Here is a 26,764-nt window from a genome sequence, read left to right on the forward strand (position 1 = left end):
TGGTCATGATGAACCCTTTCATAGCATATTGAATGACCGCCGCGCACAAGCGCTGCGGATGAAGATAGCGATTTTTGAAAGGAAGGTTCGTCAGGGCGCGGTTGCTAAATGCGCGGTAACCAAAGTTCAGCAAGCAAATATCGATAAATCACTGATAGAGAAAACTGATCCGAAAGTCAACTTTTAGTTTCTGGGACTCTATGGCGCGGCTGGTGGCTCCATCCACCGGGCGGTCCAGGCTCAAGGGTTGATGCTCGACCGAGTTTGCCAATGCCTCGAACGAAGACATCGATTTTGGATCTCACCTCGGTCTTGATGGCCGGAACGTCCTATCTCTGGCGCAAGGTGATGGCTGAAGGCAAACGAGAACCTAATCCTGACCGGCCAAACAGGCACCGGAAAGACGTGGATTGCTTGTGCCTTCGCACAACAGGGGGCACACCTCGACGACTCAGTCCTCTACGTTCGTATGCCGAGGCTGTTTGAGGACCTGGCACTTGCCAGGCTGGATGGACGCTTTCCGCGCCTCGTCGATAAGCTTGCGCGCGTGCACTTGCTGGTGCTGGATGACTGGCGAACACATACCTTGAACGATCGACAGCGCCTCGATCTGCTAGAACTATTCGAGGAACGATATCGGCGGAAATCGACCTGATCACGGCTCAGCTTCCCGTGGCCTGGCACGAAATGATCGGAGAGGCCACTTTGGCTGATGCGATTTTAGACCGTATTGTTCACAACGCTCACCGCATAACGCTCGAAGGCGACAGCGTGCGGAAACGAAAAACCCGACGCTCTTGACCGGTGGCGAGATAACCGAAATCAACGCCCGTAACAGTAACCAGGCAACCGGAATGCGATCGCACCCCTTGTCCGCGACTCAGCGAAACGCTTGTACGCAACCGCTGAAATGATTATCCCGATTTACCGAAATCTGCACGGCTGAGCCGCTAAACCAGCCCAGGCGCCAATGCCATTCCCGCGGGAGCTACGAGCGTTGCTCGCCGATCACTCCGATGACGATAGGCATCTGCAAACTCTATGACGTGGCGTAAAACAACAGGCCCAGATGGTCAGCAGGACACCGGCGCCTGCGACCTCGCCGCGCCTTACTGTCGTCACCGCGCGAACCTCTGCAACCAATGTGTCGCCCAAGGAAATATGATCGCGATCAGGATCGCAATGAGGTGATCCGAGATACCACGATCGCCGAGGAAGGCGGTTAGCGAACTGACGAATACAAGGAAGGGGAAAATCGCCAGAACCGCTCTAAATGCTCTATTTCCGGCCAGCGACAAAGCCTCATCATCCCAAAGGCGAAGCATCGCCTCGTACAACACCGCCCGCGCTGCCCGCCAGCAACTCCGCTGGCTGGTCGCTTAAAATGGCTGTTGCACCTGCTTCCTTGTCTTTGACCTCGGTTGTCATGTTCCCAAGGTCGCACAATCGACTGCGACACAAGGAAATTTGTTCCAAACTTGCCGCCGTCCGCAAATAGAAGGAGGGGAACAATACGGCATCGGAAGTGTTTATTTATCAACCCTCCGCGCCGCTTGGAAGGGAGGAAAGGCCGGGAAGAAGTGCTTTCAGCGTTCCGTTTCGAGCCTTTTTACGCGGAGTGCACCTATTAGGTGGAGGCAGTCATGAACCTCGCGAACCTGCAGATCGAAGGGCTATTGATGGCGATTGCCTCCATCAATCACGTGTTGGTTCGGCGCGGCCTGTTGTCGGCCGAAGACATCGAGATCGCGTTGCGAAAGGCTGAGGCGATCCAGACAGGTAGCGGAGCCTGGGAGGGACTGTCGCCGGTGCATCGTAGTGCGATCAGTTTCCCGATACTGCTACTGCAACTCGCTAATCGCTGCCAGCCCGAGGCGGATCTTCCATGCTTCTCCGAGCTGGCCGGCATGGTCGGCAGAATGAAAGCCCCGGGCGAAGATCAGGATAGAACGTTCTCGAAGTAGCGGCGCTCGACTGTAACTATCCGGTGGTACGATCGCGCCGTCCGCTAACCCTCTAAACCTCTAACCTGGCCGCCCTTCACGGGCAGTCAGACGACCAGGCCCGTAGCCTGGAGCATAACCACAGGAGCCATCATGGCTAAGGGTTGCCCGCCACATGATCGAGCGCGGTGCTGGTAAGCTCATCAAGAGCGCCAGCGTGCAGACGGCGCTTTGCCCGCCCTGGCATCGCGCCCTACGGCATGGCTACCGAGTGGGCAAAGGGTACGGGCTGCAGTGCAATTGCACCAGGCAATTTCGACAGGCCGCTAATGCTGCCATTGTCCCGATCTCGCCTTTTCCGCCTGGTTGGAAGCGAACACCCGCCAGCCGCCGGGGTAAGGCCGACGGCAATAGCCGGAGCGGCGGGCTTTGAAATCTTGGCCAATCAACGCGTCCTTAAAAAAGGTGGACCGCTGTTTGAACCGCTCCTTCCGATTGAGACTTCGCCCCTTGCGAGGGGCAAGGTTCCGTCCTGGAACCTCATATTTGACCGCTACTCGGACTAGCGTTCCCAGCGGCCTTCGTATTTGAACTCCGGGGCCGTCTTGAGCTGATCCTTGGTCGCGTCCATCACCGCCGTCCACTTCTTGTCGTTTTCGACGTATGTGATTTTGACGGCCTTCGGGCTCACAATTACATAGCGATCTCCCATCCCCAGAAACCCGCCAACCGACACGATGTACCCCGTCAGCTGGTCGTCCGACAGGATCAAATCCTTGATCTCCCCGATCGCCTCGTTGGCATTGTTGGTGACGTTGAGATTGACGAGATTGTAGCTCAGCACATCGGTCGGCTTGGCGGTGACGAAGGTTTCGGTGGTCGTGGTTTCGGCCGTCTGTGCGGCAGCCGTTCCTACGATCATCGCAGTCGCAGCAAGAGCAGTCAGAATACGTCGCATGGTCCCACTCCTTTGAGCATGTTCAGAACCCGGAAACGCCCTGATGTGAGCAAAAGTTCCAACGACCTCAGTGAATTACGCCGGTTTCGTGCACCGCTATTCGAGCCAATATGGGGGCTGCGGGGATTCAGGCAAAACTGAACAATGGAAGAGCCTCGCCGTCTCGAATAGGAAACCTCGCCGACGGGGGGTTTCGTTCATGCCAGGGCAGTCCTGTTTGAGTTGCCTCCAATTACCTTCGGCCGATCCCAGTCCATGCGCGTTTCCTCCTGGGTGGTTCGAGCCGTCGCCCAGACGGATCGAGATCTGTTTCGAACGCGTTGGCCGCAAGAACTGGCCGCGGTTTCCGTGCTTTTTTCTGCTCAGAGTTTGTTTTTCGGCCCGTGCCGCGTGCGTGATCTGCCGCGCAGCTCGGTTATCGAGATCGCTGATCGTGCGGCGTTGCGCGCAGGCCGTCGGTCGGCCGCGTGGTACATTGGCACTTTCAACGGGAGACAAATAGGACTATATAGCTAGACAGTCTAGCCAATTTGGAGCGAAACTATGGAATGGCAACTGCAGGACGCCAAGAACCAATTCTCGAAGGTGGTGCAGAAGGCGCGCCATGAAGGGCCGCAGATTGTCACGCTGCGCGGTGAGCGCACAGCCGTCGTGCTGTCCGCTCATGACTACGACGCTCTGCGCGCCGGCCGGCCAACGCTGGTCGACGATCTGTTGGGCGGTCCCGCTTGGGACGATCAGTTCGCTGATGTGGTGAATGTACGCGCCAAGACGCCAAGCCGCGATGTGGCCTTCTGATGTATCTGGTTGACACCAACATCGTCTCAGAGGCGCGACGCGGCACGCCGCAGGCGGTGTCTTGGCTGCGCTCTGTCGATCCGCTCAGCATCCACCTGAGTGCGCTTACCCTCGGCGAAATCATGCGCGGCATTGCCCTGAAACACAGGTCGGATCCAAAGACTGCCGCGCACTTCACCGAATGGTTGCGCAAGCTGCGCCACGACCATGGTGACCGCATTTTGCCGATAACCAACCAAATCGCGGTCGAATGGGGCCGCATCGCGGCAATCCGCCCCCGCGGCGATATCGACGGGTTGATTGCCGCGACTGCGATCGTCCACGATCTCATCCTTGTCACACGCAACGTCAAGGATTTCGAAGACACAGACGCCTCCGTGATCAACCCTTGGGAGAGCTCGGCGTGAGCCGCTCGGCGTCGATCACCCGTTGTATGCCGGCATTCACTGTGTCCATTCGATGGCGTGCCGGTTTCCTGTTTTAGACCTCTGAAGTTGCAAAATGTTATCGACTGTGATGCAGCGGTGCGGCGATGTTGTCTTCCCGACCCTTCATAGAATGTCACCCGCGGCAAAGACACAGTTTCACGTTGTTCTGGGAGCGAGCTTAGCGTCAGCCGATTGACGGAGCGCGGCCGGCGCCCCCTTCTGTCCAGCGCCGGAAGAGTGCACTGGCATTGACCCCGCCAAAGCCGAAGCCATTCGATATGGCGTATTCAGTGTCCAGGTGTCGCGCTTCGTTCGCGACGAAATCGATACCATTGGCTTCCGGATCCGGAGCATTCAGGTTCAAGGTCGGTGGTGCGACCTGGTTGCTGAGCGCCAGAATCGTGAATATGGCCTCCAGTCCTCCGGCCGCGCCGAGCAGGTGCCCCGTGGCCGATTTCGTCCCGCTGACAGCCACGGTCATTTTGGAACCAAAAACGTTCTTGATCGCCCTGATTTCACCGAGATCCCCGACCTGGGTCGAGGTGGCGTGCGCGTTCAGATGACCGATCTCAAGCGGAGAAATTCTAGCTTGTGAAATAGCGATCTCCATGGCTCTGCGCGCGCCGTTCCCGTCTTCGGGTCCGGACGTTATGTGATGGGCGTCAGCAGTCGTGCCGTATCCGACCAGTTCAGCAAGTGGCGTGGCGCCGCGAGCAAACGCGTGGCTTAGGGATTCGATGACGAGCATGCCGGCTCCTTCGCCCATGACGAAGCCATCGCGTGACATATCGAAGGGACGCGATGCCCGGCTTGGTGCTCCGTTAAAGCTGGTCGACAGCGATCTGGCAGCTGCGAAACCACCAAGACTGACGATATTCATGCAGGCTTCTGTCCCACCGCAAATCGCAATATCGGCTTCATCGGCGCGGATGAGCCTGGCGGCATCGCCGATTGCCTGAACGCCAGCAGCACATGCCGTTACGGGCGCGCCGAGGGGGCCTTTGAAGCCATGGCGGATCGAGACTTGCCCCGCTGCGAGATTGACGAGAAACGACGGTATAGTGAAGGGTGAAAGACGACGCACACCACGTTGATCGACGGTGCGCACCGCTTCGGTGATTGCGGGGAAGCCGCCGATGCCCGACGCGATGATCGTCGCGGTACGTAGCCGGTCTTCATTCGAGGTCGGGTTCCAGTTCGCCTGCGCGAGGGCCTCTTCAGCGGCCGCCAGTGCGAAGATAATGAACCGGTCGACCTTGCGCTGGTCCTTCGGAGCCATGATCGTGTCGGGATCGAAACCGCCTTCTTGATCCTCAGTGAACGAGGAGACCACACCTCCAATTTTCGAAGGCAGGTCCCCAACGACGTCGTCACCCAGTCGCCGAATACCACTTTCACCCGCAAGCAGGCGCGACCAGGAGATACCGACATTCGCACCAAGGGGACTTACAGCTCCCATTCCTGTTACAACGATACGACGCATGTGTTCTCACCTGTATTCAGTTTAAAATAGGCATGCCTCTAGCCTCCCGGCCGACGATGCGGTCAGGGTCTGTTGTTAAAACATGCAGTTACGTACGGCCTCGAAGACGCTCTCACCCGAACCGGGCGGTATCTAAAGCTGGTCCTTATTCGCGCCGAGTTATCGAACCAGCTCAGCCTTCACACGACATCGTCACCGCGCGCAATGCGTCTGACTTCGCTGGCCGCCGCGTCGAGGATCCCTTGCGACAAATTCTGGTCTTCCATGATCCGTGACAGCGTAACGGCCCCCACCATGAGTGACAGTATGGCCATCGCCCTACTGCTGGGATTAGAGGCCTTTTCGCCGATCAGTTCATCCAGAACCTCAAAGTGAGCCCGGATCCCGACTTCAAACGGGCGCCTTACCTCTTCGCTCTGGCGAGCCGCGTCCGATCCCAACGCCACCAGAGGGCAACCCTCTGCTTTTTCGCCTCTGTGGTCCGAGGAGAGATAGAACTCCATGACGGCTTCAAGCGGATCCGGACTGTTCGCCGCCGCCGCTGACCATCTTCGGGTAGCACTTTCCATTGCGCGCCTCGAGGCCAGCGCAGCAAGGTCGTCCTTCGACGCGAACTGCTTGTAGAAACCACCTTGGGTAAGGCCAGCACCCTTCATCAGATCCTTGAGCCCGATGCCATCGAAGCCATGTTCTCGAAAAAGACGACTTGCGACGTTGATCACCGTCTCACGGTTCTCCTCGGCCTGTGCTCGGCTCACTCTCATATCGACCTCCGTTTAGATTTAAGTTGACATCTATAATGCAAATAGAGTTAGATCGCAATCTAAATTATCCGCGTCGCCGGTCAAGAAGAGAAACTGAAAATGAAACGCAAACATGTCCTGACTTTCGTAGGTCTCGTGGCAGCGGCAGCGGCAGCCGGTGCCTTTTTCCTGGTTTTCGAACCCGCCAGACGGGAGGCCGAGGCTGCTGACCCAAGGACGGCTTCACCACTGGTAAGAGTGGCTGAGGCGGCGAGGACTGGAACAGCGGAACGCTCGTTTACCGGCGCGGTCGCTTCCCGGGTACAGAGCAATCTCGGATTTCGAGTTCCGGGCAAGATCCTTGAGCGGATGGTGGATGTGGGACAGCAGGTCAGGCAAGGTCAGGCTCTGATGCGCATTGACGAGACCGATCTCCAGCTTGCGCTCACAGCGAAGCGCAATACCGCTGCCGCAGCACGCGCCGTTCTGATCCAGGTGCAAGCAGACGAAAAGCGCTATGCGGCGCTGGTAAAAAATGGATTGGCGGCCACTCCACAGCGCTATGAACAAGCTAAGGCGGCGCTCGACACTGCCATGGCACAACTTGCAGCAGCTGAAGCGGAAGCCGAGGTCGCGGAAAACGCGGCCAGCTATACCGTTCTTCTAGCAGATTCGGATGGAATTGTCGTCGATACTCTCGGAGATCCCGGGCAGGTCGTTGCAGCGGGTCAGACCGTCATTCAACTTGCCCAGGCGGGGCCGCGTGAAGCTGTTGTCTGGCTACCAGAGACCCTGCGGCCGAAGATCGGTTCCGAAGCGCAGGCCAGTGTCTATGGAGGCGAGGGTCTAAGCGGGAAGGCAAGGCTGCGACAGATTTCCGATTCTGCCGATCCCCAAACTCGGACTTACGAGGCGCGTTATATTCTCGAAGGCAACGCGGCCTCAGCCCCGATTGGCTCGACTGTGACAATCAGAATTCTAGATGCTGACCGCCAATCGGAGGTTGCCGTACCAGTGGGCGCTATCCTGGACGATGGTAGTCGGACAGGTGTGTGGGTGGTCGATAACACATCTTCATCCGTGAAGTTTACTCCGATCGAAGTGAAGCGGATCGGCGAAGAGACGGCGTTTGTTATCGGAGTGGGGGTTGGCCAACAGGTTGTCGCTCTCGGCGCGCATCTGCTTGAAAATGGCGCCACCGTCAGGGTTGCCTCTCAGCAAGAGGTGACAAAGTAATGAACTTCAACCTTTCCGCCATCGCCGTTCGCGAACGCGCCGCTACCTTGTTCTTCATCGTTCTGCTGGCAGCTGCGGGCGCCTACGCCTTCGTCAAGCTGGGACGCGCCGAGGATCCCTCCTTCACCATCAAGACACTGACGGTCACATCAGTTTGGCCGGGTGCCACAGCGCGCGAAATGCAGGATCTTGTGGCGGAGCCCCTAGAGAAGCGTATCCAGGAACTCACCTGGTACGACCGCGTCGAGATGACAACGCGACCGGGTTACGCCTTCCTGACGGTCACGCTCAAAGACAATACGCCAGCATCTGCCGTCGACGAGGAGTTCTATCAGGCGCGCAAGAAGCTCGGTGACGAAGCCCCAAATTTGCCCCCGGGCGTTATTGGCCCGTTTGTCAACGACGAGTATTCCGATGTCAGCTTCGGCCTTTACGCATTGAAGGCGAACGGGATGCCGATGCGCGACCTCGTCCGGCAGGCCGAGGTCATCCGCCAGGATCTCCTGCATGTCCCCGGAGTTAAGAAAATCAACATTCTCGGAGAGCGCCCAGAACAGATCTTCGTCGAATTTTCCTATGCCAAGCTGGCAACACTTGGAATATCGGCGCAGGATATCGCTGCTGCTTTACAGAGACAGAACACAGTCACGCCCGCGGGCTCAATCGACACCAGAGGGCCACAGGTCTTTATCCGGTTCGACGGGGCCTACAACAGCGTGCAGGCGATTGCCGACACGCCCATTGTTGCTGCTGGACGAACACTTAAGCTCTCCGATCTGGCCGATGTGCGACGCGGTTATCAGGACCCCGCAACCTATGTCATCCGCCATGAGGGCGAACCCGCGATCATGCTCGGCGCGGTGATGCAAGCGGGCTGGAACGGACTGGATCTCGGCAAGGCGCTTGAGGCTCGGTCCGCCGCGATCGCGCAGACACTGCCGCTGGGCATGACTCTCACTAAGGTCAGCGATCAGGCCGTGAACATCGATGAGGCGGTCGGTGAGTTCATGCTCAAGTTCGCAATGGCGCTTGGTGTCGTTCTGTTCGTAAGCCTGGTTGCACTGGGCTGGCGTGTCGGTATCGTCGTGGCCCTTGCCGTGCCGCTCACACTTGCGGTTGTCTTCCTCATCATGCTGGAAACAGGGCGGTTTTTCGATCGCATCACGCTCGGCGCTTTGATCCTTGCACTGGGGCTTCTGGTTGACGATGCCATCATCGCGATAGAAGTCATGGTCGTGAAGATGGAAGAGGGCATGGACCGCATCAAGGCGGCCGCCTATGCGTGGAGCCATACCGCGGCGCCGATGCTATCGGGCACGCTGGTCACGATCATCGGACTGATGCCCGTGGGTTTTGCAAAATCAACCGCTGGCGAGTACGCTGGCAATATCTTCTGGGTCGTCGGTTTCGCGCTGATCGTATCCTGGATCGTCGCGGTGACGTTTACGCCCTACCTTGGCGTAAAGATGCTGCCAAAAATCAAGCCAGTCGAGGGCGGTCATCACGCCATCTACGATACGCCGAACTACCGTCGCCTGCGTTCCGTCATCGAGTTCGCCGTCCGGCATAAATTTATGGTATGCGCCGTGGTTGGCATCGCCATGGCCGCCTCGGTCGTCGGGATGGGCGGTGTGAAGCAGCAGTTCTTCCCGACATCGGACCGTCCCGAGGTGCTGGTTGAAGTGCGCATGCCCGAAGGCACGGGCATCGAGGCCACATCATCGGCGGTGAAGAAAGTCGAAGATTGGCTACAGGCTCAGCCAGAGACAAAGATCGTCACTAGCTATGTGGGGCAGGGCGCACCCCGGTTCTTCTTTGCCATGGCTCCGGAATTGCCAGATCCCGCCTTCGCCAAGGTCGTCGTGCTGACGCCGGATGCCCATGCACGCGAAGAACTGAAGCACCGCCTTCGTGCCGCAATATCGGAGGGTCTTGTTCCCGAGGCCTCCGTGCGCGTGACCCAGCTCGTATTTGGACCGTATACGCCGTTCCCAGTCGAGTTCCGGATCATGGGGCCTGATCAGGATGAACTCTACAAGATTTCCGAGCAAGCTCTGGCAATTATGAAAACTGTGCCCGATGTCCGTCAGGCCAACCGGGATTGGGGCAACCGTACGCCGGTGTTACGCTTTATTTCGGATCAGGAGAGGCTTAATCTGATCGGTCTTTCACCGTCGGAAGCGGCTCAGCAGATGCAGTTGCTGCTCAGCGGTGTTCCTGTCACACAGGTTCGCGACAATATCCGCAACGTGCCTGTTGTCGCACGCAGCGCTGGCGAAAATCGCCTCGATCCATCAAGGCTTGCCGACTTTTCGCTGATGAGCCGGAATGGCCGCCAGGTTCCCCTGGATCAGATGGGGCATTCCGAGATCCGCTTCGAAGAACCGATCCTGAAACGCCGCGACCGGACCCCGGTCATCACCATCAGGTCGGACATCAACGAGGCGACACAGCCTCCGGAGGTCTCGCAACAGGTCATGAAGGCCCTTCAGCCGCTGATCGCATCGCTTCCAGTTGGATACCGCATCGAAATGGGCGGCAACATCGAGGAGTCCCTGAAGGCCAACGTTGCCCTTGTGCAGGTTTTCCCACTGATGATCGCAGCTATGTTGATCGTCATCATCCTGCAGGTTCGCAGTCTATCGACAATGACAATGGTGATGCTGACCGCACCGCTTGGTCTTGCCGGGGTGGTTCCGACCTTGTTCTTGTTCAATCAGCCATTCGGCTTCAACGCTATTCTCGGATTGATCGGGCTCGCAGGCATCCTGATGCGAAACACGTTGATCCTCACTGAGCAGATCAAGGAGAACCAGGCGGCTGGTCTCGATGGCTACCATGCTGTCATCGAAGCCACTGTGCAGCGCACGCGCCCTGTCATCCTGACTGCTCTCGCGGCAATCCTGGCCTTCATACCTTTGACCCATTCCGTGTTCTGGGGATCGATGGCTTATACTCTGATCGGTGGCACAGCGGTAGGCACAGTGATGATCCTGCTCTTCCTTCCGGCCCTGTATGCCGTGTGGTTCCGTATCAAGCCACCCAAAGCAGATGGGAAAGAGGAAACGGTCGAACATCTGGCACAGCCGATGGCGCTGGCGGCAGAATAGGGGCGTCCATGCCACGTATCACGATCCCACAGGGGCGCACGGGCACCGAAGTCGAGATGTGGCGCGAGCGTATACTCGATGTGACGGAAGGACACTTTCGCCGCATCGGTTACCGGAAGACAGCCGATCGCGCTTATGATGCAGACAGCCGGCATGACCTCATCCTTGATCAAGGCGGCGAACCAGTCGTTCCGCCGCGCCGGCATCGCAAGCATCAACATGTCTATGATCGTATCGCTTACAAACAGCGATGGGGCATCGATTTGCCAAACTCAAACAATGGCGACGCATCGCAACACGCTATGACAAGCTCGCCGCCCAATTTCCTCGGCTTCATAAATCTCGCAAGCATCATGCTCTGGCTCAAATGATTAATTCGCCACTACAGCCTAGTCCTTCTCTGGGCCGCTTGGCGTCAAAGTCGATTCTTCGCGGGGCTACGCTTGCTATCAGGCCGAAGTCGAACTAAGTTTATGAGACTAAGTTCGAGGTAGGGCCATGCACACTGTAAATATTCACGAGGCGAAAACTCATTTGTCCCGGCTCATTGAGAAAGCAGCGAAAGGCGAGTCCTTTATCATTGCCAAATCGGGTAAGCCTTTGGTGAAGGTCGTCGCGGTCGAGACTCCTACCGCCGACGAAACTCGTCGCGTCGGATTCATGGCGGGGCAGTTTTCCGTACCGGAAGACTTCGATCGTATGGGTGGCGAAGATATCGAGAAACTGTTTGGCGGCGAATGATGAAACTCCTGCTGGATACGCATCTTCTGCTTTGGGCTGCGGGAGAGCCTGGGAAGCTGCCGCCCGCCGCTCTGGCTGAAATCGAGAATACCGAAAATGTCTTGCTATTTAGCGCGGCGAGTCTTTGGGAGGTGGCCATCAAGCGCGGACTTGGCCGGGCCGATTTTACCGTAGATCCACGACTACTTCGCCGCGGTCTCATCGATAACGGCTACCAAGAGCTCCCAATCACCAGCGCACACGCAGTAGCGGTGGATGGACTGCCAGCGATCCATGAGGACCCCTTTGATCGGATTTTAGTCGCTCAATCGATCGTGGAGGGTGTCACCTTGTTGACTGTCGATGAACTGGTCGGGCAGTATCCAGCTCCCATTCGCTGTATGCAAAAATAGCGCGAAATCCCCTGCTCGCTCATTCGGAGCGCGCCGGTGTGGACGAATTCCCGCGTGTTCATGTTTCCCTCAGTCGCGCCGAGGCGTAGGCGCTTCAAGGACGTTCATTTATCTTTGCGATTGCACCGAGCCGGACGCACGATTTGCGCCCCCGGCGTTCAGTACCCAGACGTTCTACTTGTTTGGTAATGATGTTCCCGCAGACTTAAGGTTGAATTGCGTGCGATCGAGGAGGCTTGGAGGCGCTTGTCAAATGCCGATAGAGCTCCAGCGCATAATCTTCCTTGCCGTAGATGAAGCGATAGATCGTCTCGGTGCAGACASGCACGGCGCTSACGCCATCGGCGAACAGGCGACCGGCGATCTGTTCCGGTGACCACAGCGCCTCCAGCTGCTCGATGACCAGTGCGCGCAATTGCGGGTGCCGCATCAGCTTCCTCAAACGCCGCCGNACGCCATCGGCGAACAGGCGACCGGCGATCTGTTCCGGTGACCACAGCGCCTCCAGCTGCTCGATGACCAGTGCGCGCAATTGCGGGTGCCGCATCAGCTTCCTCAAACGCCGCCGYCGCTCTTTGCGGATGTCGTCGGCAACCGTKGGGAAGTAGCCGCTGTATTCGGGCAGTTCGCGATCGTGGAATGTATTGCGCCTGATCTCGCGATAGATGGTGGAACGGTGACGACCGAGTTGGCGCGCCATTTCATTGATCGGCACCTTGCGTTCGACAAAGTGATAGAGGCGGCGGCGATCCGCCAGATTCAGCTGCGAATAGCTTCGTGACATCCCAAAATCTCCAAGGGGAAACNTCGGCACCTTGCGTTCGACAAAGTGATAGAGGCGGCGGCGATCCGCCAGATTCAGCTGCGAATAGCTTCGTGACATCCCAAAATCTCCAAGGGGAAACATTGAAATCATTGGCATGTCGCGCTTCGAACTAGAATGTACCCGGCTACATACAAAAGTTGCATAATGTATCGACCGGAACGGCGCTGCACACAGCGAACTGACCCCGGAATTCTATTTTTTTGCCAATACCGAACCGCGGCGTCGCCTCGCCTCCTCGTGCATGTTGACGGGTGTCGCGGCGAGAACGCGGGTGACCAGCGACGTAAGAAAACGGGCCGGGGAAACGTCATCCGGGGTGTGGTTTTCGAGGATCGATACCTTGGGCAGCGCGTTGACGATGCTCTGGACCGTACTGACGGCAAGGTGCGCGATCGCATCGTCGGCTGGATCGGTTATCGGCTGCGGACCCGGCTCCAGTATGCCCTCGCTGGGTTCCTCCTCGACGGTTGCCAGCCGTGCTGTATCGCTTGAATAATCCATCAAGACCAGGCAGGTGGAGTGATACGCGTCGTCCTCCCGCCCAAGCTTGGCCAAGAGGTCGAACAACCACTCGGCCGTCTTGGGCTCCTTGTCCAGGATGTCAGACCTCAGACCGAACAAGAACCCGAGAGCCGCGAGCGGGTGGCGCAAGCGAAGATTCTTGGCGTCGCCGTATGATTCCTCGATGCGGTTCGGCGCATTCTTTCCATAGGAAGAATCCATTCGCTTCGTCGAAATCAACAATTCCGGGCCGGTCACCCAATCGGTGATGATGACGTCAACCTGTTTCAGGTAGTTTTTGCCGAGAATCGAAGCCGAGGAGGAGGTGACGCTGGGAATGGACGTGTTCGATATCAGATGGGATTAAGCCTTGGCTCGAATCGCCGTCGGAAGTGACTTCACGAATGCGGCGACAGGCGCGGGAAGAACGCGTGGGTTTGATGGCCTTGGCCAGACTTGGTCCATGCCGAAACCAGCCCTGCGAAGTTCATAGCTGAGCCAGACATCGAGAGCGAGGGCAGGAACTCCGGTTTGGGTTCCCGCTTTCAGGTGGAGCGGAACCCCAAGCAGCAGCGCCAGGGTCTCGTAGTCTGGACGGAAGTACGGCTGGCCGTCCGATCCAAGAATCCAAGGATTGGTGTGTTCCCCGTCAGGTGCGGCAACCGCAACGATGTGGTCAAAAATTTCCCAGGCTTCTGCTTTGGAACTGGGTTTAGCGGCCACTTGCCGCCCTCAAGTTGCGACGCTTTACGAACTCCGCGCGCGCATGCCGGACGACTGCCATTTGTGCGGGCGAAACCTCGCCCTCGCTTAGCAGTACCTGGTCGACGATCTTGACGGCATCCAGCAGCCTTCCCTTGTCCAGAAGTTTTGCCACGCTCCTTTTGACCTCGCGAAGCCCGTCGGCGCGACAGGTAACCAAGGTAGGCGAGGGCATGGCCCAGACGTCGGCCTCCTTCGGCTCGATTTTCAGGATTCCGCCTCCGTAGGCGCGACCGACCATTTCGGCATGCAGCAACGTAATGGAGTTCAAGCTGGCGACAGGGAGGAGCTCGCGGCCCAGGACCCCGTGTGCATCGTTGAGATAGACCCCATGCACGGAATTAAGGTGACGGGCTTGTGCTGCGTTCTCCGTGATCCGAGGCGTGTCCGCGTTCATGCATGTTAGCAACAGGTCGGCGGGGGAAACCAGTGGCACACGATACCAAGTCTTGCGGACCCGGCATTTGTAGGCGGTGTCCACGCCTGTCCTATGGCCATCTGCAATGTATGCTGCCGCGGCCGCGGAAGGCGGATCGCTCGGATAGAAGAGGTGGATTGCGTTCCCCTCTTCACCGAGTTTCTTTAGCTGGGCATTCGAAAGAGAGAGGCCCCGCAAATGAGAGCTTCCGGGCGGTGAAAGGCTGAGCAACTCGTCCGGGAGCAGTCCAATCTCAGCTACACGCTGGGGGGAAAGGGTGAAGTATTTGTTGTTTCCCGTTACCATCCCGAGCGTCGTATCGCCCCAGGTTTCCAAGTTCGTGTAGAGGCCAGTTGCGGAGAGCGTCTGCAAAAGATGCATCGCGTCGGCATCGACGAGACTGCTGGTCCACTTGGCCGCTGGGTCGGCCGGTGTCCAGCTCTGTCCAGGACCTAGAGTATCGAGCGTTGCGGCGTTCTTTGTTTGACTGATGGTTGCATAATCCGCCGGTCCGCCGAGATAGCCGTCCGCAAGGAGAAGTACGACATCCGCTTCCGCTTCGGGGAACACTTGCTCGTCGAACAATACGAGTTGCACGTCGCGGAATCGATTGAACAGGAACTTGCGGACGGGAGCGGCATAGTTCACTGAGAGCAGTTCGGCGGGCAACACGAAGGCCAGGCGGCCACCTTTCTTCAGGAACAATGCCGAGTGCACGGTGAATGCTGCCCAACTCGACGCGAGCCCGGTCAGGGAAATGCCGGCCCTGATAGCCGCCTCCCGGGCACGGGCGCGGGCTTCCCCGGTAAAGTCCTGGTATCGGATATAGGGAGGATTTCCGATGACGGCGTCGAACGCTTGATCAGGCGTGACGGCAAAGAAGTCGGACAGTTGGATATTGGCCTCGCCCCCGGCGTCAGCGACCCGCTTGCGGGCAACGTCCGCGCTGTGGGCGTGTATCTCCACGCCATGAACCATCGGGCACGAGCGCCGGCCGGGAGCGAGTTCACGAAGGCGATCGACCGCGGAAACCAAGAATGCAGCGTCGCCAGCGGCAGGCTCCAACACGCGATCGTCAGGCGCGCGAATGGCCCATTTCGAAATGAAACGGGTAATCGCCGGAGGCGTGAAGAATGCGCCTCTTTCCTTGCGGAGAACGGGAGTGTCGATAGGGTCGCGATGGGTAACGAAAGTCACGGCTAGCTCCCGAATCGTGCACGCATGGGTTCGCTGTCTTGCCGGTTACCTATCCTATACAGATGAATTTCTGTCTACTCTTTGTTCTATTTCCAATCTGCCGATCCAGCGGAAAAATTGCGGCAAAACATTGCGCAGCAATGCCCACTTCCATCCAGAACTGTAGTGCGCCTATGGGTGGGTGCAGCCCCTCAAAATCAGGCGCTTAGCGCTCTGGGGTCGACCGTTCGGATCCTTCAAGGCGATCGTCGCTGATCGTTGCGGCCGATGCGCGGGATACCGGCTTCCACGCTCCTCTGGTTGACGACACGCGCTGCGGAGGCACCCGACACTATCGGTTGCCATGGATTATAAGGTCAAAGAACACGGCATCAATCCTCTCAACATCGAACATGCCGACTGGTGCATATTGCCAGCTTCCGATCGTCTCAGTCGGTGGAACTTTGCGGTTCGACTAGCCATCGGGAACGAACAAGGAGCGCCGGGAGTACCAAATCGAATCCTCTAACGTTGCGTTCGGGGCCGAAGTGGAACGGCCGCTTCCTAGATGGCAGCGCCGGCCTTTGTATTCAGCGTAGTGGACCGACTGCAGGGACGACGAACGGAGCGACGGCCCTTACTTCACCGTGATGGCAATGCCGCTGAGATCGGCGTTGACTTGCAGGCCTACCTGCTTGCCTGAGAGTTCGAGTCGGGCGCCCTTGTCATTGGTCATGACGATTACTTGGGCCCCTTTGCCGAGCGCGCCGCCACCGCCCACCGCACCGTAGACCCCCGTCACATCCCGGGCGCGGCGAATGTGGCTAACCGTACCCTGGAAATAGGTCTTCGAAGCCCCGAAGGCGAGGCCGCCCGAGAGGCCCCCGACAGAGATGGGATAGCGGCGACCATGGAAGGTCAGCGTGCCCTCGCCCCCAGAGCCACCCACAAAGAAGGCAGCCTTGTAGACTGAGAAGCTGATCGTACCGCTGTCGGCATGCGCGGAGCCGGCAAAGCTGATTCCTGCTACAGCGATAACCGCAGCCGCGACTGAACGAAATCTGGACGAAATCTTCATTATGCAAATCTCCTCAAAATCGAGGCTTACCCAGCCAGGAGGGCACGTCAGCGTCATGCCAAAGAGTCACAGCTCAAACCGTCTCGCCCGTCATTAGTTCCAGGCACGCGGCCTCAATCCGTCTGGAACAAGGCCGCCACGAAACGAGGTGGATGGCACACATAGTCTCGGTGGCAGGGTCGGTGGCAGCCAACGCTCGGCTGCTTAGGCTCCATCGGCCACGAGCACAGAAACGGGCACGACTGGATCTTCCTTCACGGTCTTGGTAACGATGTAGGTAAAGTAGCGGGCGATGCCGAGTTCGCGGTCGAGAAGCGCGTCGATCAGGCGCTGGTAGGCATCGATATCGGCTGCAACCACCTTCAGGATATAGTCGACGCCGCCGCCGACCGACCAGCAGCAGACGATCTCGCGAATGTCGCGGACGACCCTTTCGAACCGGTCGAAGTCGGCCTGGCGATGGTTGGCCAGGGTGATCTCGACCACCAGGCTGGCTACCGGGGCGACGCGTCGCAGCGACAGGCGTGCATGATAGCCGCTGATGATGCCGGCCCTCTCCAGCTTGCGCAGTCGCATCCAGCACGGCGTTGGAGAGAGGCCCGCCTTTTCGGCGAGCGCGAGTTTGGTGATGCGGCCATCCCGCTGGATGGCGTCAAGGATGCGCAGGTCAATCGCGTCAAGTCTCATGGCAAACTCCTGCGCCGGTATCCGCGTGCTTGCCTTGGTCAGGCCCTGCTGAGCGAGGCCATTTTTTCGGCTTCCATTTCGGCGATGTCCTGGAAGCGGTCGGCGATGCGTGCATGGGCACGACCGCTATCGGAAGCGCCGATGGCAACGATGATCTCATCCGGGCCTGGCGCATCGGCGATCTGGAAATTGGCTGTGAGGAAATGCGATCGCTTGCCGTTCTCACTCTTGTGCATCATCGGCAGGCACAGAAGAGCACCTGGCGCATTGCGGGTATTGGCAAATTCCAGATAGTTGGTGCCGCCGATCGCTTCGCGGAAGGGATTGCCGAACCGCAAAGTATGGATCATCGCCGAGGCATGTTCGATCTCTCCGTTGATCCCGACCGCGGCTGCCTTGCCGCAAGCCTCGATCCTTTCCGGCGCCAGCTGGCGCAATAGCCGGTCGGTCATTTCATGGCTCAGTTCGCCGGCGATGCGGATGATCTCCGGCCGGAGATCGTCGACAAAGCCTCGCCCGGCCCAAGGGTTACGGATTACCGCTGCCACGACAACGATATTGACGGGACGGGAGGCCGCCTTGCCGCCTTCTACGAAGGTCTCTTCCAGGAAAGTGCAAATTTTTCTGATGCCGAGGGTCATTTTCTGAAGCCGCTGATAGTGGAAACTTGCGACAACCTACCGCGATGCCCGGTGAATTCTTCCTATGTTCGGATGAAGAGATGCTTCGAACGATCCTGCGAAAGAAAGCAGACCAATGTGCTGGCCGGCAGCGTCCAAGGCTGATGGGGGCCGGCAGGTTCCATCTCTCCTGATGACTGGATCGCTGCGGCCCTCAAGTAATCGATCTCTGAAATGCCTGCCTTTTGGCGCCCAGATTGCAGACTTTAGATCAGTGGCGAGAAAAATTGCCGCTGCTTTTCCTCTGTATAGGAGAATGCCCCCGCTGCCGGTGCTCCTCATCATGGTCCCGTCAAGAAACGTAATGAGACTGAAGGGGACCCAAATGAAGACGATACTGGCCAATTCGAGCGCTCTGCTTCTCGCGCTGCAGGTTTCTGCAAGTCCGGCTCTTGCGGACACCGTAAAACTAGACGCACTCATCGAACAAAAATATTCTGAACTTGAAAGGGTTTACCGGGATATCCATTCCAATCCCGAACTCGGATTTCACGAAACTCGGACGGCAAAGCTGCTGGCAACTGAACTTCACAAGCTCGGCTTCGAGGTAACTGCAGGCCTCGGTGTCGAATCCGCTCTCGTCGGCGTCTTCAGGAATGGTGACGGACCGACGATTATGCTTCGCACCGAACTCGATGCCCTTCCGATGGAGGAAAAGACCGGACTTGACTATGCTAGCCGGGTACAGGTGCCGGCAACCCAGTGGCCCGGGAACACCGACGCCGCAAAGGTTTTTGTCGCCCACAGCTGCGGCCACGATATCCACATGGCGTCATGGCTCGGGGCTGCGCAATTGTTGGTCGACATGAAGGATCATTGGCGCGGCACGCTCCTTTTGGTCGGCGAGCCAGCCGAAGAAATCGGCGGCGGCGCGACGGCGATGCTCAAGGCGGGACTGTTCGAGAAGTTCCCAAAGCCGGATTTCGGTTTCGCGGTGCATGTGAACGGCGAGCCTGCCGGCAAGATTACCGTGAAGGACGGGGCCTTCAGCGGAAACTCCGATACGTTTGACCTGACCTTCAAAGGCCGAGGGGCGCACGGTAGCGCACCACACCTTTCGATCGACCCGATCGTATTGGGCGCCCGCTTCGTCACCGATATCCAGGCCGTCGTCAGTCGCGAGAAAGACCCACGCGAGCCCGGTGTGATCACAATCGGCAGCTTTCAGGCGGGGACAGCCGGCAACATCATCCCTGATCAGGCCAAGCTCAAGCTGACGATGCGTTCGACCACGCCAGAGACCCGCAAGCTGCTGCTTGAAGCAATGCATAGGGTGGCCGGCACGACGGCACAATCGGCCAAGGCCCCGGAGCCGGAATTGCTGCGCATCGGCGGCGGCGCTGTGGCCGGCACAAATTCGTCGCAGCTGATCGGTGACATCAAGCCGGCATTGGATAGGTCTTTCGCAGATATCGTGTATGTACCAGCCGCCGTGCAGCCAACGCTTGGAGTGGAAACCTATCCCGAGTTCATCGAGGCGGGCGTGCCCTCGATCTTTTATTGGATCGGCGGGAGTTCTCCCGAACAGATCGAAGAAGCCCTGCATGAAAACAGACCTGTTGCTTCCAACCATTCGCCCTTCTTTGCGCCGGCTCCGGAGACGTCCATCAAGACCGGTGCAAAGATCCTTGCGATCTCTGTGCTCCAGAAGGCGGCCGTGGACTAAGACATAGTTCGGCAACAACTCCAGCTTTCGTGGTCATAGGGAGCCCGGTGGCCACGAGGTCTGAATACACTCGCATGACACGTGCTGGATGCGGGCTCGGATAAGTACGCCGGAGATTGATTGTCTGCACCTGCGGAAGCCAGGTTTTGGTTCCTATGTTTCGTCGGATCAACCGTCCAAATTTTCCTATGAAAGATAGTGGATTTATACGGTCTGTGCGCGCATGGTAGTTGACGGAAGTCAAGAGGCGAGCCGATTTGGATCAGAAGTCCCGGATATTGTCGCTCCGCGACGTCGCCAGCCAAATCAACAGCGGCGGCGACTTGCGGACCGTACTGCAGCAGCTCATCGCCGCCGCCTGCCGCCATGCCAACTGGGCCTTGGGATCGATCATGGGCATCGATGCGGCACACGGCTACGCCCATGTGATCGTGCGCCACGATCCCACGCTGATTGATCGGCAACTGCCGGACAAATGGGAACTGGCGACGAGCCCGTCACTGATCGCGCTCCAGCGCAACGAGCCCGTCTATATTCGTGACGCGCGGGAAACGGTCGACTTTCCAGGCTATCGAAAAGAAGCCTTCGAGCGCGACTATCGCACCGTTCTCGTGATGCCGATGAATTGCAGGGACGCGGAGGGCCGCCCTATGGTGCTCAGTGTCATTGCGCGGCAGGTGACGGAGGTCTCAGAGGATGATCTCGCCTTTCTCGGGTCGATCATCCACCTTGGTGCCATTGCGGTCGAGCGCGAACATCAGCTGGAGGCACAGAAAGTGTCTGCGCAGCGTCTGGAGCGGACGCTCAAGGCGCACACCTCGCTTCTGGAGCATGTGTTGAGCGACGGATCGGTGTCATCGCTTTCAGCGATGGTTGGCGCAATGATACCCAATCCAACGGTTGTCGTCGATTTCACCGCAAACCACGTCATGGCCGGCAGGTCGCCGAAGCCGACGCTGATCGATGACAATGGCTGGCAGGATGCGGCCTCGACTTTGCTCGCCCGTGCGCTGATGAAGGCGGCGCGTGATGCGGCCGAAAGGGGCGCGAGCGAAGAGACAAGTCTGTTTCTCGATCTCGGTAATCACCGTTTCAAGATTTCCGCGCGCGTCGAAGCGCTCATGGTCGACATGCAATTGGTCGGCGCACTGATCATTTTCCCTTCGCCGCAGGAATTCAGCGACCTGGATCTGATGATGCTGGATAGCGCCAAATTTGCGCTGAGTGTACAGATGATGCGCAGCTTCATTCGCTTCCGCTTTGAGACGCGAACCCAGACTGAGCTTTTCTTCGAGGTGGTGGAGGGCCGCTGGCGCGACGCGAATGATATCTCCCAGCGTGCTCAGCGCCTTGGGCTTAGTTTCTCCGTGCCTCAGCAGATGATCGTCATCGATTTTCCCGACAAGACCAAGGCTTTCGGCGGCGCGTCCGTCGATGTCGAGCACACGCTTTCGCGCATCATGCAGCAGGCGTCATTGCCGGCGGGTCTGGTCGCCATCGCTGGTGGTGCCGTCTGCCTGGTCCCTTACGACGCCAGCAAGCGACAGGAGCGCCTGGTAAAGCTCACACGCCGCATTGCGGAGGAGTTGGGCCGATATTTTGATGAGGAGCCGATCGTGGTGGCCGGCAATCGCTGCGCGGCGCTCGCCGACTATCCGGCCGCTTGGGAGCGCTGCGCCCGCATGATCCGGATCGGCCGCTCTTTCGGCTTGACCGGATCGCTCGCAGCCCAGGACTTCGGTCCGCTTCCGATGCTGGTCGCTGCTTGCGAGGCCGGCGATGTCCGAGGCTTCGTGGAAGAAAGCATAGGCGCCATTGCCGACCACGACCGCCAGAACGGAACGCCCTACCTGGAAACCTTGTCGATCTATTTGCAGGAGGGCTGTCGCAGTCAGGCCTGCGCCGATGCGATGGGCCTGCATGTGACAACACTGCGTTACCGGCTGTCGCGCATTCAGGAGCTTTTCGGCATAGATGTCGAAACGCCGGAGAAGCGTTTCGCCGTCGAGCTCGCGATCCGCCTCAACGGCGTCATCGACAATCGCTCCGCCGCCCGCGGCTGATTTTTCCTCCTGGTCTGACCACCTGTTGCGCGGCGATCGCAGCGCTCGTTCTCGGCCTGCTTCATGCTCCTATGGATCGGCGGAGACGTTTTCCCTTTGCTCCTACGAAGGCGTGGAAGAATGGTCGGTAACTCGGGGATAGCCTCTACTCAACCTGATGGAGAGGAGGCATTGAGGAATGACCGAGACAGCCGCATCGACCGACGCGCCTATCGATCCCATAGCGCTGCGTCGCGCCTTCGGCACGTTCGTGACCGGTGTTACCGTGATCACGACGCGTGACGAGGACGGCACGCCGCGCGGCATGACCGCAAACTCCTTTACCTCCGTTTCGTTGGACCCGCCTTTGCTGCTCGTGTGCGTGGCGAAGTCGGCATCGAGCTACCACGCCTTCACCAGAGCCGGATGCTTTGCCGTCAACGTTCTGCATGAGGGACAGGTCGATGTTTCCGGGATCTTCGCCTCGAAGTCGCAGGACAAGTTCCAATCGGTGACGCATGACCACATCCACACGGGTGCGCCGGTGCTGACAGACAGTTTGACCTGGTTCGACTGCACCACCTCAAACACGGTTGACGCCGGCGACCATGCGATCTTGATCGGTGAGGTTCGCGCCTTCGGCACAAGCCCGACTGCGCCGCTTGGCTTCTGCAGGGGGCGCTACGCCAGCGTGAAGGATCCGCTGCCGAATGGCTGGCTTGCTTCTCATGGCATGATCATCGGCTATCTCATCGAAGCTGGCGATGGTCTGCTGCTGCGCTCGGACGGCAAGGGCAACTGGGTGCTGCCATCGGCACGGCGTCGAAAGGCGGATAGCCAGCTCGTCGTCGACGGCGGCGATGCGCTTCGCCTCGTACCGGAAGAAACGTTTCTCTATTCCGTATTCGACGTTGCCGACAGCGATCCGGGTTATCTTGTTTACCGCGCCCGCCTTGCCGGCGAGGGGAGCAGCCTACCTGGTGATCTTCGCTTTTTCTCGATCGACGATTTGCCCTATGACGCGATCGCCACCCATGAACTGCGTTCCATGCTGCGGCGCTATGTGCGCGAGCGGCAGGCGGGGCGCTTCGGCATCTACATGGATTCTGATGACGGCGGTCGCGTCGCGATGATCGACGGCGAAGCCCGTGCCTGGCTTCAAGCCTCCCAAGACCAAGGACAGTGATATGAAGACGACAGTTACCTCCATCGAAGGATCGCGCCAGCTCGTGTTCATCGATGGGCAGTTCGTGAAGCCCAGAAACGGCACGTATATCCAAAGCTATGACCCGACGACGGGCAAGCCCTGGTACGAATTTGCCGATGGCGATGCGGACGATGTCGACGCCGCCGTTGCCGCGGCCAGCACCGCCTTTCGCAACCCGGCGTGGCGGCGCATGACACAGACCGACCGCGGCGGGTTGATGCGCCGTCTCGCCGAGCTCGTGCGTCAGAATGCCGATGCGCTTGCAGCAATCGAGACCCGCGACAACGGCAAGCTGCTCAAGGAAACCACGGCGCAGATGCGCGCCATGCCCGACAGCTACCACTACTTCGCCGGCATGGCCGACAAGCTGCAGGGCGAGACGATCCCGATCAACCGGCTCGACACCTTGAACTTTAATCTTCGCGAACCCTTGGGCGTCATCGGAATGATCACGCCGTGGAATTCGCCGCTGATGTTGCTGACCGGCACGCTGGCGCCATGCCTGGCGATCGGCAACACGGTCGTCATCAAGCCTTCGGAACATGCAACTGCTTCCACGCTGGCGCTTGCCGAGCTGATCCACGAGGCGGGTTTTCCAGCTGGCGTCGTCAATGTGGTAACGGGTACGGGAAAAAGCGCCGGGGAGGCGCTGACGCGCCACCCCGGTGTCGCGAAATATGTCTTTACGGGCAGTACGGTCACCGGTCGACGGATCGCAGGCAATGCAGCTGAGAACCTCATTCCCTGCTCAATGGAGCTTGGTGGTAAGTCGCCCCATGTGGTCTTCGGGGATGTCGATATCGAACATGCCGTAAATGGGGTCGTCTCCGGCGTCTTCGCGGCTGCCGGCCAGACCTGCGTGGCAGGCTCACGCTGCTTTGTCGAGGCGGGTGCCTACGCCAGGTTCATCGACGCGCTCGTCGCCAGGACCGAGCAGATTTGCGTCGGCCTGCCGACGGCCGACGACACGGATATCGGCCCGCTCGCGCTCGCCGACCAACTTACGAAAGTGGAGGGCTACGTCGCATCCGGCGTCAGGGAAGGCGCGAAGATCGCCACAGGCGGCCGCCGACCCCAGCGAGAAGGACTTGCTGAAGGAGGCTGGTACTTCGAGCCGACCGTCATGATCGACGCGCAGAACGACATGACCTTCATGCGCGACGAACTCTTCGGCCCTGTGGTCGGGGTCATGCCGTTCCGCGACGAGGAGGAGATGATCCAACTCGCCAACGACACGCGCTATGGCCTCGCCTCTGGCATCTGGACCAAGGACATCGATCGGGCGCTGCGCTTCGCCAATCGGATCGACGCCGGCACGGTGTGGATCAACACTTATCGATCCGCCTCCTTCATGTCCGCCAATGGCGGCTTCAAGGAAAGCGGCTACGGCCGGCGTGGCGGCTTCGAGGTCATGCACGAGTTCTCGCGGCTGAAGAACGTCATCGTCGATTACTCCGGCGCGATGCAGGACCCCTTCGTCATTCGCTTGAAGTAACGACAAACGCACCGGCACAGGAAAGGCAGAAAACCATGAAGTTCGCAGTTTCCCTCACGATGGAACGCTTCTCTCCGGACGTACCGATGGAGCGGGTGAAGAGCAACCTGCTTCAGCTCGCGCGAATTGCCGATGAAGGCGGTTTCGAGGCGCTGTGGACCGCCGAGCATCATACGCTTGAATGCACGATTTCTCCGAACCCGTTCCAGACGCTCGTCTGGCTCGCACAGCACACCGATCGGATTCGGCTAGGCACATCAACGCTGGTTGCACCCTATTGGAACCCGATCCGGCTGGCGGGCGAGTCGGCGCTTTGCGACCATCTGACTAATGGCCGCCTGGAATTCGGTATTGCGCGCGGCTCCTACCAGTATGAGTTCGATCGCCTGGCCGGCGGTATGCCGCAGCAAGAAGGCGTCGCCTACATGAAGGAGATCGTCCCGGCCGTGAAGAAGTTGTGGTCCGGCGACTACACGCATGAAGGGCGCTACTGGAAATTCCCTCGGACGGCGGCCGTGCCCAAGCCGCTACAGCAGCCGCATCCGCCGATCTGGGTTGCGGCGCGCGATCCCGGGACATTCGACTGGGCGATTGCGAACGGTGCCAGCATTCTGTCGACGCCGCTCTCTGCGCCGGCTGCTGAAATCCAGGTGCTTTCTGACAAGTTTCACAAAGCGGTCGCTGATCACCCGGAAGTTCCGCGACCGCGCTTCATGATGCAGCGCCGCACCTGCGTCTACGACAGGCCGGATGGTGGGGAACTCGCCGTCAAGCACAGCATGGACTACGGCCGCGCCTTCGAAAACCTCATGCAGAATATCGGCGCGGTGCGCGACGGCTTCCCGGAAGCCGTGCCTTATGAAGCGGTCAAGGGCAAGGATAACTACAATCCGGAAAACATCCGCAAAAACCTGATGTTTGGGACACCGGACGAAGCGATTGAGAAGCTGCTGGCCTATGAAGCGGCTGGCGTCGACCAATATTGTCTTGGCCTGACCTTCAACCTGCCGTTCGAATTGCAGAAGCGGACGCTGGAGTTGTTCATCTCGGAAATCATGCCCTTCTTTGCGGCGCGCGAGAACGAGCAGAAGCGCGTCGCGGTGGGGCGCTGACGATGGCGGGGACCCAACGCCATACCATCGGAGAGGTTACGCTCAATTACCGTATCGACGGTGAGGGCGAGCCGCTCATCTGCATTCACGGCGTCGGATCTTATCTGGAGGCGTGGTCGGGGGTAGTCGAACGGCTGAAGGATCGCTTTACGATCCTGACTTTCGATTTGCGTGGCCACGGCCAGTCAAGCCGGGTCAAGGGGCGATACGAGATCGACGACTTCGTCAACGAGACGTTGGCTCTGGCCGATCAGGCGGGCTTCTCCACCTTCAATCTCGCGGGCTTCTCACTCGGCGGGCTCATCGCCCAGCGTCTTGCCTTGACCCATCTCGGCCGACTGCGCCGGCTTACGCTGCTTTCGACGGTTGCCGGACGAACGTTGGCCGAACGGGAGCGCGTGCTTGAACGCCTGGCGGCACTCAGGGCGGGCACGCCCGCTGATCACCACAACGCGTCGCTGTCGCGCTGGCTGACCGAAGACTTCCAGGAGCGCAATCCCGAGATCATCGCGAGGCTACGATCACGCGATGCCGAAAACGATCCGGATTGTTATGTCGCTGCTTACCGGGTGCTCGCCGAGACGGATTTCGGCGGCTTCCTTGACCAGATCCGTTGCCCGACGCTGATCGCAACCGGTGAGGACGATGCAGGCTCCAATCCTCGGATGGCCCGGTACATGCACGAGCGCATCCCCGGGTCCGCACTCCGGATACTGCCGGGCCTGCGCCATTCCATTCTTGTCGAAGCGCCGGAGCTCGTAGCGACGTTGATGGCCGATTTTCTGAGACAGGGGGAAAAAGTCGATGGATGAGGCGCTGCAGGCGAAGGGCGAGGCCGTGAGGCGTAGGGTGCTCGGCGACGACTATGTCGATCGGGCAATCGGCAACAGCGACGCCTTCTCGCGTCCCTTCCAGGATCTTTTGAATGAGTATTGCTGGGGGACAGCCTGGACGGACGAGGGGCTCGATCTCAAGCAGCGCAGCCTGCTCAACCTCGGTATGCTGGCGGCTCTCAACCGCATGCATGAATTCGCCATCCATTTCCGCGGCGCGATCCGCAATGGCCTGACCGACGAGGAACTTCGTGCGGCACTCGTCCAGATCGCGATTTATTGCGGCATTCCCGCGGGCGTCGAAACCTTCGGGATCGCGCGGACTGTGCGTGACGAGATGGACAAGAAAGAAGAGCGCTGACTTCCACGGTTATTAGGAAAGGGCGGCTCCGCGCTGCCTCGTATCGCCGGAAGACAGAAGGGCGCTTGAGAACTCAAGATCACCCCTA

General features: G+C 59.0%; 26 protein-coding genes and 4 pseudogenes. 19 read left to right on the plus strand and 11 right to left on the minus strand.

Annotated elements, in window-relative coordinates:
- The 5 genes and pseudogenes from ASD02_RS39010 to ASD02_RS37185 form a co-directional block, all read left to right on the plus strand.
- A partial coding sequence (locus ASD02_RS39010; protein ID WP_082555574.1) for a hypothetical protein occupies positions 1 to 187 on the plus strand: 187 nt, incomplete at its 5' end.
- Between the two features lie 222 nt (positions 188 to 409).
- Positions 410 to 655 (plus strand): ATP-binding protein, encoded by a 246-nt coding sequence (locus ASD02_RS40425; protein ID WP_277996361.1) that lies wholly within the window; start codon positions 410 to 412, stop codon positions 653 to 655.
- A 32-nt stretch (positions 656 to 687) separates the two neighbouring features.
- Positions 688 to 801 carry an ATP-binding protein gene (locus ASD02_RS40430; RefSeq protein ID WP_277996362.1) on the plus strand — a complete coding sequence of 38 codons (114 nt, stop codon included), beginning with the start codon at positions 688 to 690 and terminating at the stop codon, positions 799 to 801.
- A gap of 842 nt (positions 802 to 1,643) precedes the next feature.
- Complete coding sequence (locus ASD02_RS19780) at positions 1,644 to 1,964, plus strand: hypothetical protein (protein ID WP_057221009.1); 321 nt, start codon at positions 1,644 to 1,646, stop codon at positions 1,962 to 1,964.
- Positions 1,965 to 2,106: 142 nt separating this feature from the next.
- Positions 2,107 to 2,272, plus strand: a pseudogene (locus ASD02_RS37185) (gluconate 5-dehydrogenase); the annotation flags it as partial.
- Positions 2,273 to 2,505: 233 nt separating this feature from the next.
- Here ASD02_RS37185 and ASD02_RS19785 read toward each other — a convergent pair.
- Positions 2,506 to 2,901 carry a PRC-barrel domain-containing protein gene (locus tag ASD02_RS19785; protein WP_057221010.1) on the minus strand — a complete coding sequence of 132 codons (396 nt, stop codon included), beginning with the start codon at positions 2,899 to 2,901 and terminating at the stop codon, positions 2,506 to 2,508.
- Between the two features lie 543 nt (positions 2,902 to 3,444).
- On the opposite strand from ASD02_RS19785, the gene ASD02_RS19790 reads away from it, so the two are divergent.
- Together ASD02_RS19790 and ASD02_RS19795 are read left to right on the plus strand one after the other, a co-directional pair.
- Positions 3,445 to 3,699 carry a type II toxin-antitoxin system Phd/YefM family antitoxin gene (locus ASD02_RS19790; RefSeq protein WP_057221011.1) on the plus strand — a complete coding sequence of 85 codons (255 nt, stop codon included), beginning with the start codon at positions 3,445 to 3,447 and terminating at the stop codon, positions 3,697 to 3,699.
- Entirely contained in the window at positions 3,699 to 4,106 is a 408-nt protein-coding gene (locus ASD02_RS19795; protein ID WP_057221012.1) for a type II toxin-antitoxin system VapC family toxin, read from the plus strand. Before ASD02_RS19790 ends, ASD02_RS19795 begins: the two co-directional genes overlap by 1 nt.
- A gap of 205 nt (positions 4,107 to 4,311) precedes the next feature.
- Here the strand turns inward: ASD02_RS19795 and fabF are convergent, their stop codons facing one another.
- Both fabF and ASD02_RS19805 read right to left on the minus strand, forming a co-directional pair.
- The gene (fabF, locus tag ASD02_RS19800) at positions 4,312 to 5,610 is read right to left on the minus strand and encodes a beta-ketoacyl-ACP synthase II (RefSeq protein ID WP_057221013.1); all 1,299 of its coding nucleotides are present in this window, start codon (positions 5,608 to 5,610) and stop codon (positions 4,312 to 4,314) included.
- A gap of 179 nt (positions 5,611 to 5,789) precedes the next feature.
- Positions 5,790 to 6,374, minus strand: a complete 585-nt coding sequence (locus tag ASD02_RS19805) for a TetR/AcrR family transcriptional regulator (protein WP_057221014.1) — start codon at positions 6,372 to 6,374, stop codon at positions 5,790 to 5,792.
- A 99-nt stretch (positions 6,375 to 6,473) separates the two neighbouring features.
- Here ASD02_RS19805 and ASD02_RS19810 point away from each other — a divergent pair, with 99 nt between their 5' ends.
- From ASD02_RS19810 to ASD02_RS19830, 5 genes and pseudogenes are all read left to right on the plus strand, one after another.
- Positions 6,474 to 7,589, plus strand: a complete 1,116-nt coding sequence (locus ASD02_RS19810) for an efflux RND transporter periplasmic adaptor subunit (protein WP_057208152.1) — start codon at positions 6,474 to 6,476, stop codon at positions 7,587 to 7,589.
- Complete coding sequence (locus tag ASD02_RS19815; RefSeq protein WP_057221015.1) at positions 7,589 to 10,699, plus strand: efflux RND transporter permease subunit; 3,111 nt, start codon at positions 7,589 to 7,591, stop codon at positions 10,697 to 10,699. Before ASD02_RS19810 ends, ASD02_RS19815 begins: the two co-directional genes overlap by 1 nt.
- A 122-nt stretch (positions 10,700 to 10,821) precedes the next feature.
- Positions 10,822 to 11,070 (plus strand): annotated as a pseudogene (locus ASD02_RS19820) (transposase); the annotation flags it as partial.
- A 127-nt stretch (positions 11,071 to 11,197) separates the two neighbouring features.
- Entirely contained in the window at positions 11,198 to 11,440 is a 243-nt protein-coding gene (locus tag ASD02_RS19825; RefSeq protein ID WP_057208155.1) for a type II toxin-antitoxin system prevent-host-death family antitoxin, read from the plus strand.
- Positions 11,440 to 11,832: a type II toxin-antitoxin system VapC family toxin gene (locus ASD02_RS19830; RefSeq protein WP_057221041.1), complete on the plus strand. Its 393-nt coding sequence runs from the start codon at positions 11,440 to 11,442 to the stop codon at positions 11,830 to 11,832. Before ASD02_RS19825 ends, ASD02_RS19830 begins: the two co-directional genes overlap by 1 nt.
- 250 nt (positions 11,833 to 12,082) lie before the next feature.
- Here ASD02_RS19830 and ASD02_RS38335 read toward each other — a convergent pair.
- The 8 genes and pseudogenes from ASD02_RS38335 to ASD02_RS19860 all read right to left on the minus strand — a co-directional run.
- Positions 12,083 to 12,283: pseudogene (locus ASD02_RS38335) on the minus strand (IS30 family transposase); the annotation flags it as partial.
- Between the two features lies 1 nt (position 12,284).
- A pseudogene (locus tag ASD02_RS36550) lies at positions 12,285 to 12,616 on the minus strand (helix-turn-helix domain-containing protein); the annotation flags it as partial.
- A gap of 234 nt (positions 12,617 to 12,850) precedes the next feature.
- The gene (locus ASD02_RS39820) at positions 12,851 to 13,381 is read right to left on the minus strand and encodes a hypothetical protein (RefSeq protein WP_234908014.1); all 531 of its coding nucleotides are present in this window, start codon (positions 13,379 to 13,381) and stop codon (positions 12,851 to 12,853) included.
- A 141-nt stretch (positions 13,382 to 13,522) separates the two neighbouring features.
- A complete protein-coding gene (locus ASD02_RS39825; protein WP_225906545.1) occupies positions 13,523 to 13,882 on the minus strand; it encodes a hypothetical protein in 360 nt (119 codons plus the stop codon).
- The gene (locus ASD02_RS19845; protein ID WP_057221016.1) at positions 13,872 to 15,536 is read right to left on the minus strand and encodes an N-6 DNA methylase; all 1,665 of its coding nucleotides are present in this window, start codon (positions 15,534 to 15,536) and stop codon (positions 13,872 to 13,874) included. Before ASD02_RS19845 ends, ASD02_RS39825 begins: the two co-directional genes overlap by 11 nt.
- Before the next feature lie 616 nt (positions 15,537 to 16,152).
- Positions 16,153 to 16,593 (minus strand): hypothetical protein, encoded by a 441-nt coding sequence (locus ASD02_RS19850; RefSeq protein ID WP_057213530.1) that lies wholly within the window; start codon positions 16,591 to 16,593, stop codon positions 16,153 to 16,155.
- Positions 16,594 to 16,797: 204 nt separating this feature from the next.
- The gene (locus ASD02_RS19855) at positions 16,798 to 17,280 is read right to left on the minus strand and encodes an Lrp/AsnC family transcriptional regulator (protein WP_057221017.1); all 483 of its coding nucleotides are present in this window, start codon (positions 17,278 to 17,280) and stop codon (positions 16,798 to 16,800) included.
- A 38-nt stretch (positions 17,281 to 17,318) separates the two neighbouring features.
- Positions 17,319 to 17,921 carry an amino acid synthesis family protein gene (locus tag ASD02_RS19860; RefSeq protein ID WP_057213534.1) on the minus strand — a complete coding sequence of 201 codons (603 nt, stop codon included), beginning with the start codon at positions 17,919 to 17,921 and terminating at the stop codon, positions 17,319 to 17,321.
- 172 nt (positions 17,922 to 18,093) lie between these two features.
- Here ASD02_RS19860 and ASD02_RS19865 point away from each other — a divergent pair, with 172 nt between their 5' ends.
- The 7 genes from ASD02_RS19865 to ASD02_RS19895 all read left to right on the plus strand — a co-directional run bounded on the left by ASD02_RS19865 (position 18,094) and on the right by ASD02_RS19895 (position 26,676).
- Positions 18,094 to 19,626, plus strand: coding sequence for an amidohydrolase (locus ASD02_RS19865; RefSeq protein ID WP_162254173.1), 1,533 nt, complete (start codon positions 18,094 to 18,096; stop codon positions 19,624 to 19,626).
- A 257-nt stretch (positions 19,627 to 19,883) separates the two neighbouring features.
- A complete protein-coding gene (locus tag ASD02_RS19870) occupies positions 19,884 to 21,689 on the plus strand; it encodes a helix-turn-helix domain-containing protein (RefSeq protein ID WP_057213537.1) in 1,806 nt (601 codons plus the stop codon).
- 178 nt (positions 21,690 to 21,867) lie between these two features.
- Positions 21,868 to 22,854, plus strand: a complete 987-nt coding sequence (locus ASD02_RS19875; protein WP_057213540.1) for a flavin reductase — start codon at positions 21,868 to 21,870, stop codon at positions 22,852 to 22,854.
- Between the two features lies 1 nt (position 22,855).
- A complete protein-coding gene (locus tag ASD02_RS19880; RefSeq protein ID WP_057213543.1) occupies positions 22,856 to 24,370 on the plus strand; it encodes an aldehyde dehydrogenase in 1,515 nt (504 codons plus the stop codon).
- Between the two features lie 35 nt (positions 24,371 to 24,405).
- Positions 24,406 to 25,482: an LLM class flavin-dependent oxidoreductase gene (locus tag ASD02_RS19885; protein WP_057213546.1), complete on the plus strand. Its 1,077-nt coding sequence runs from the start codon at positions 24,406 to 24,408 to the stop codon at positions 25,480 to 25,482.
- Positions 25,483 to 25,484: 2 nt separating this feature from the next.
- Complete coding sequence (locus ASD02_RS19890; RefSeq protein ID WP_057208180.1) at positions 25,485 to 26,294, plus strand: alpha/beta fold hydrolase; 810 nt, start codon at positions 25,485 to 25,487, stop codon at positions 26,292 to 26,294.
- The gene (locus tag ASD02_RS19895; protein ID WP_057208183.1) at positions 26,287 to 26,676 is read left to right on the plus strand and encodes a carboxymuconolactone decarboxylase family protein; all 390 of its coding nucleotides are present in this window, start codon (positions 26,287 to 26,289) and stop codon (positions 26,674 to 26,676) included. Before ASD02_RS19890 ends, ASD02_RS19895 begins: the two co-directional genes overlap by 8 nt.
- Positions 26,677 to 26,764 lie beyond the last annotated feature (88 nt).

Source organism: Ensifer sp. Root1252, from assembly GCF_001425885.1.
GTDB classification, from domain to species: domain Bacteria; phylum Pseudomonadota; class Alphaproteobacteria; order Rhizobiales; family Rhizobiaceae; genus Ensifer; species Ensifer canadensis.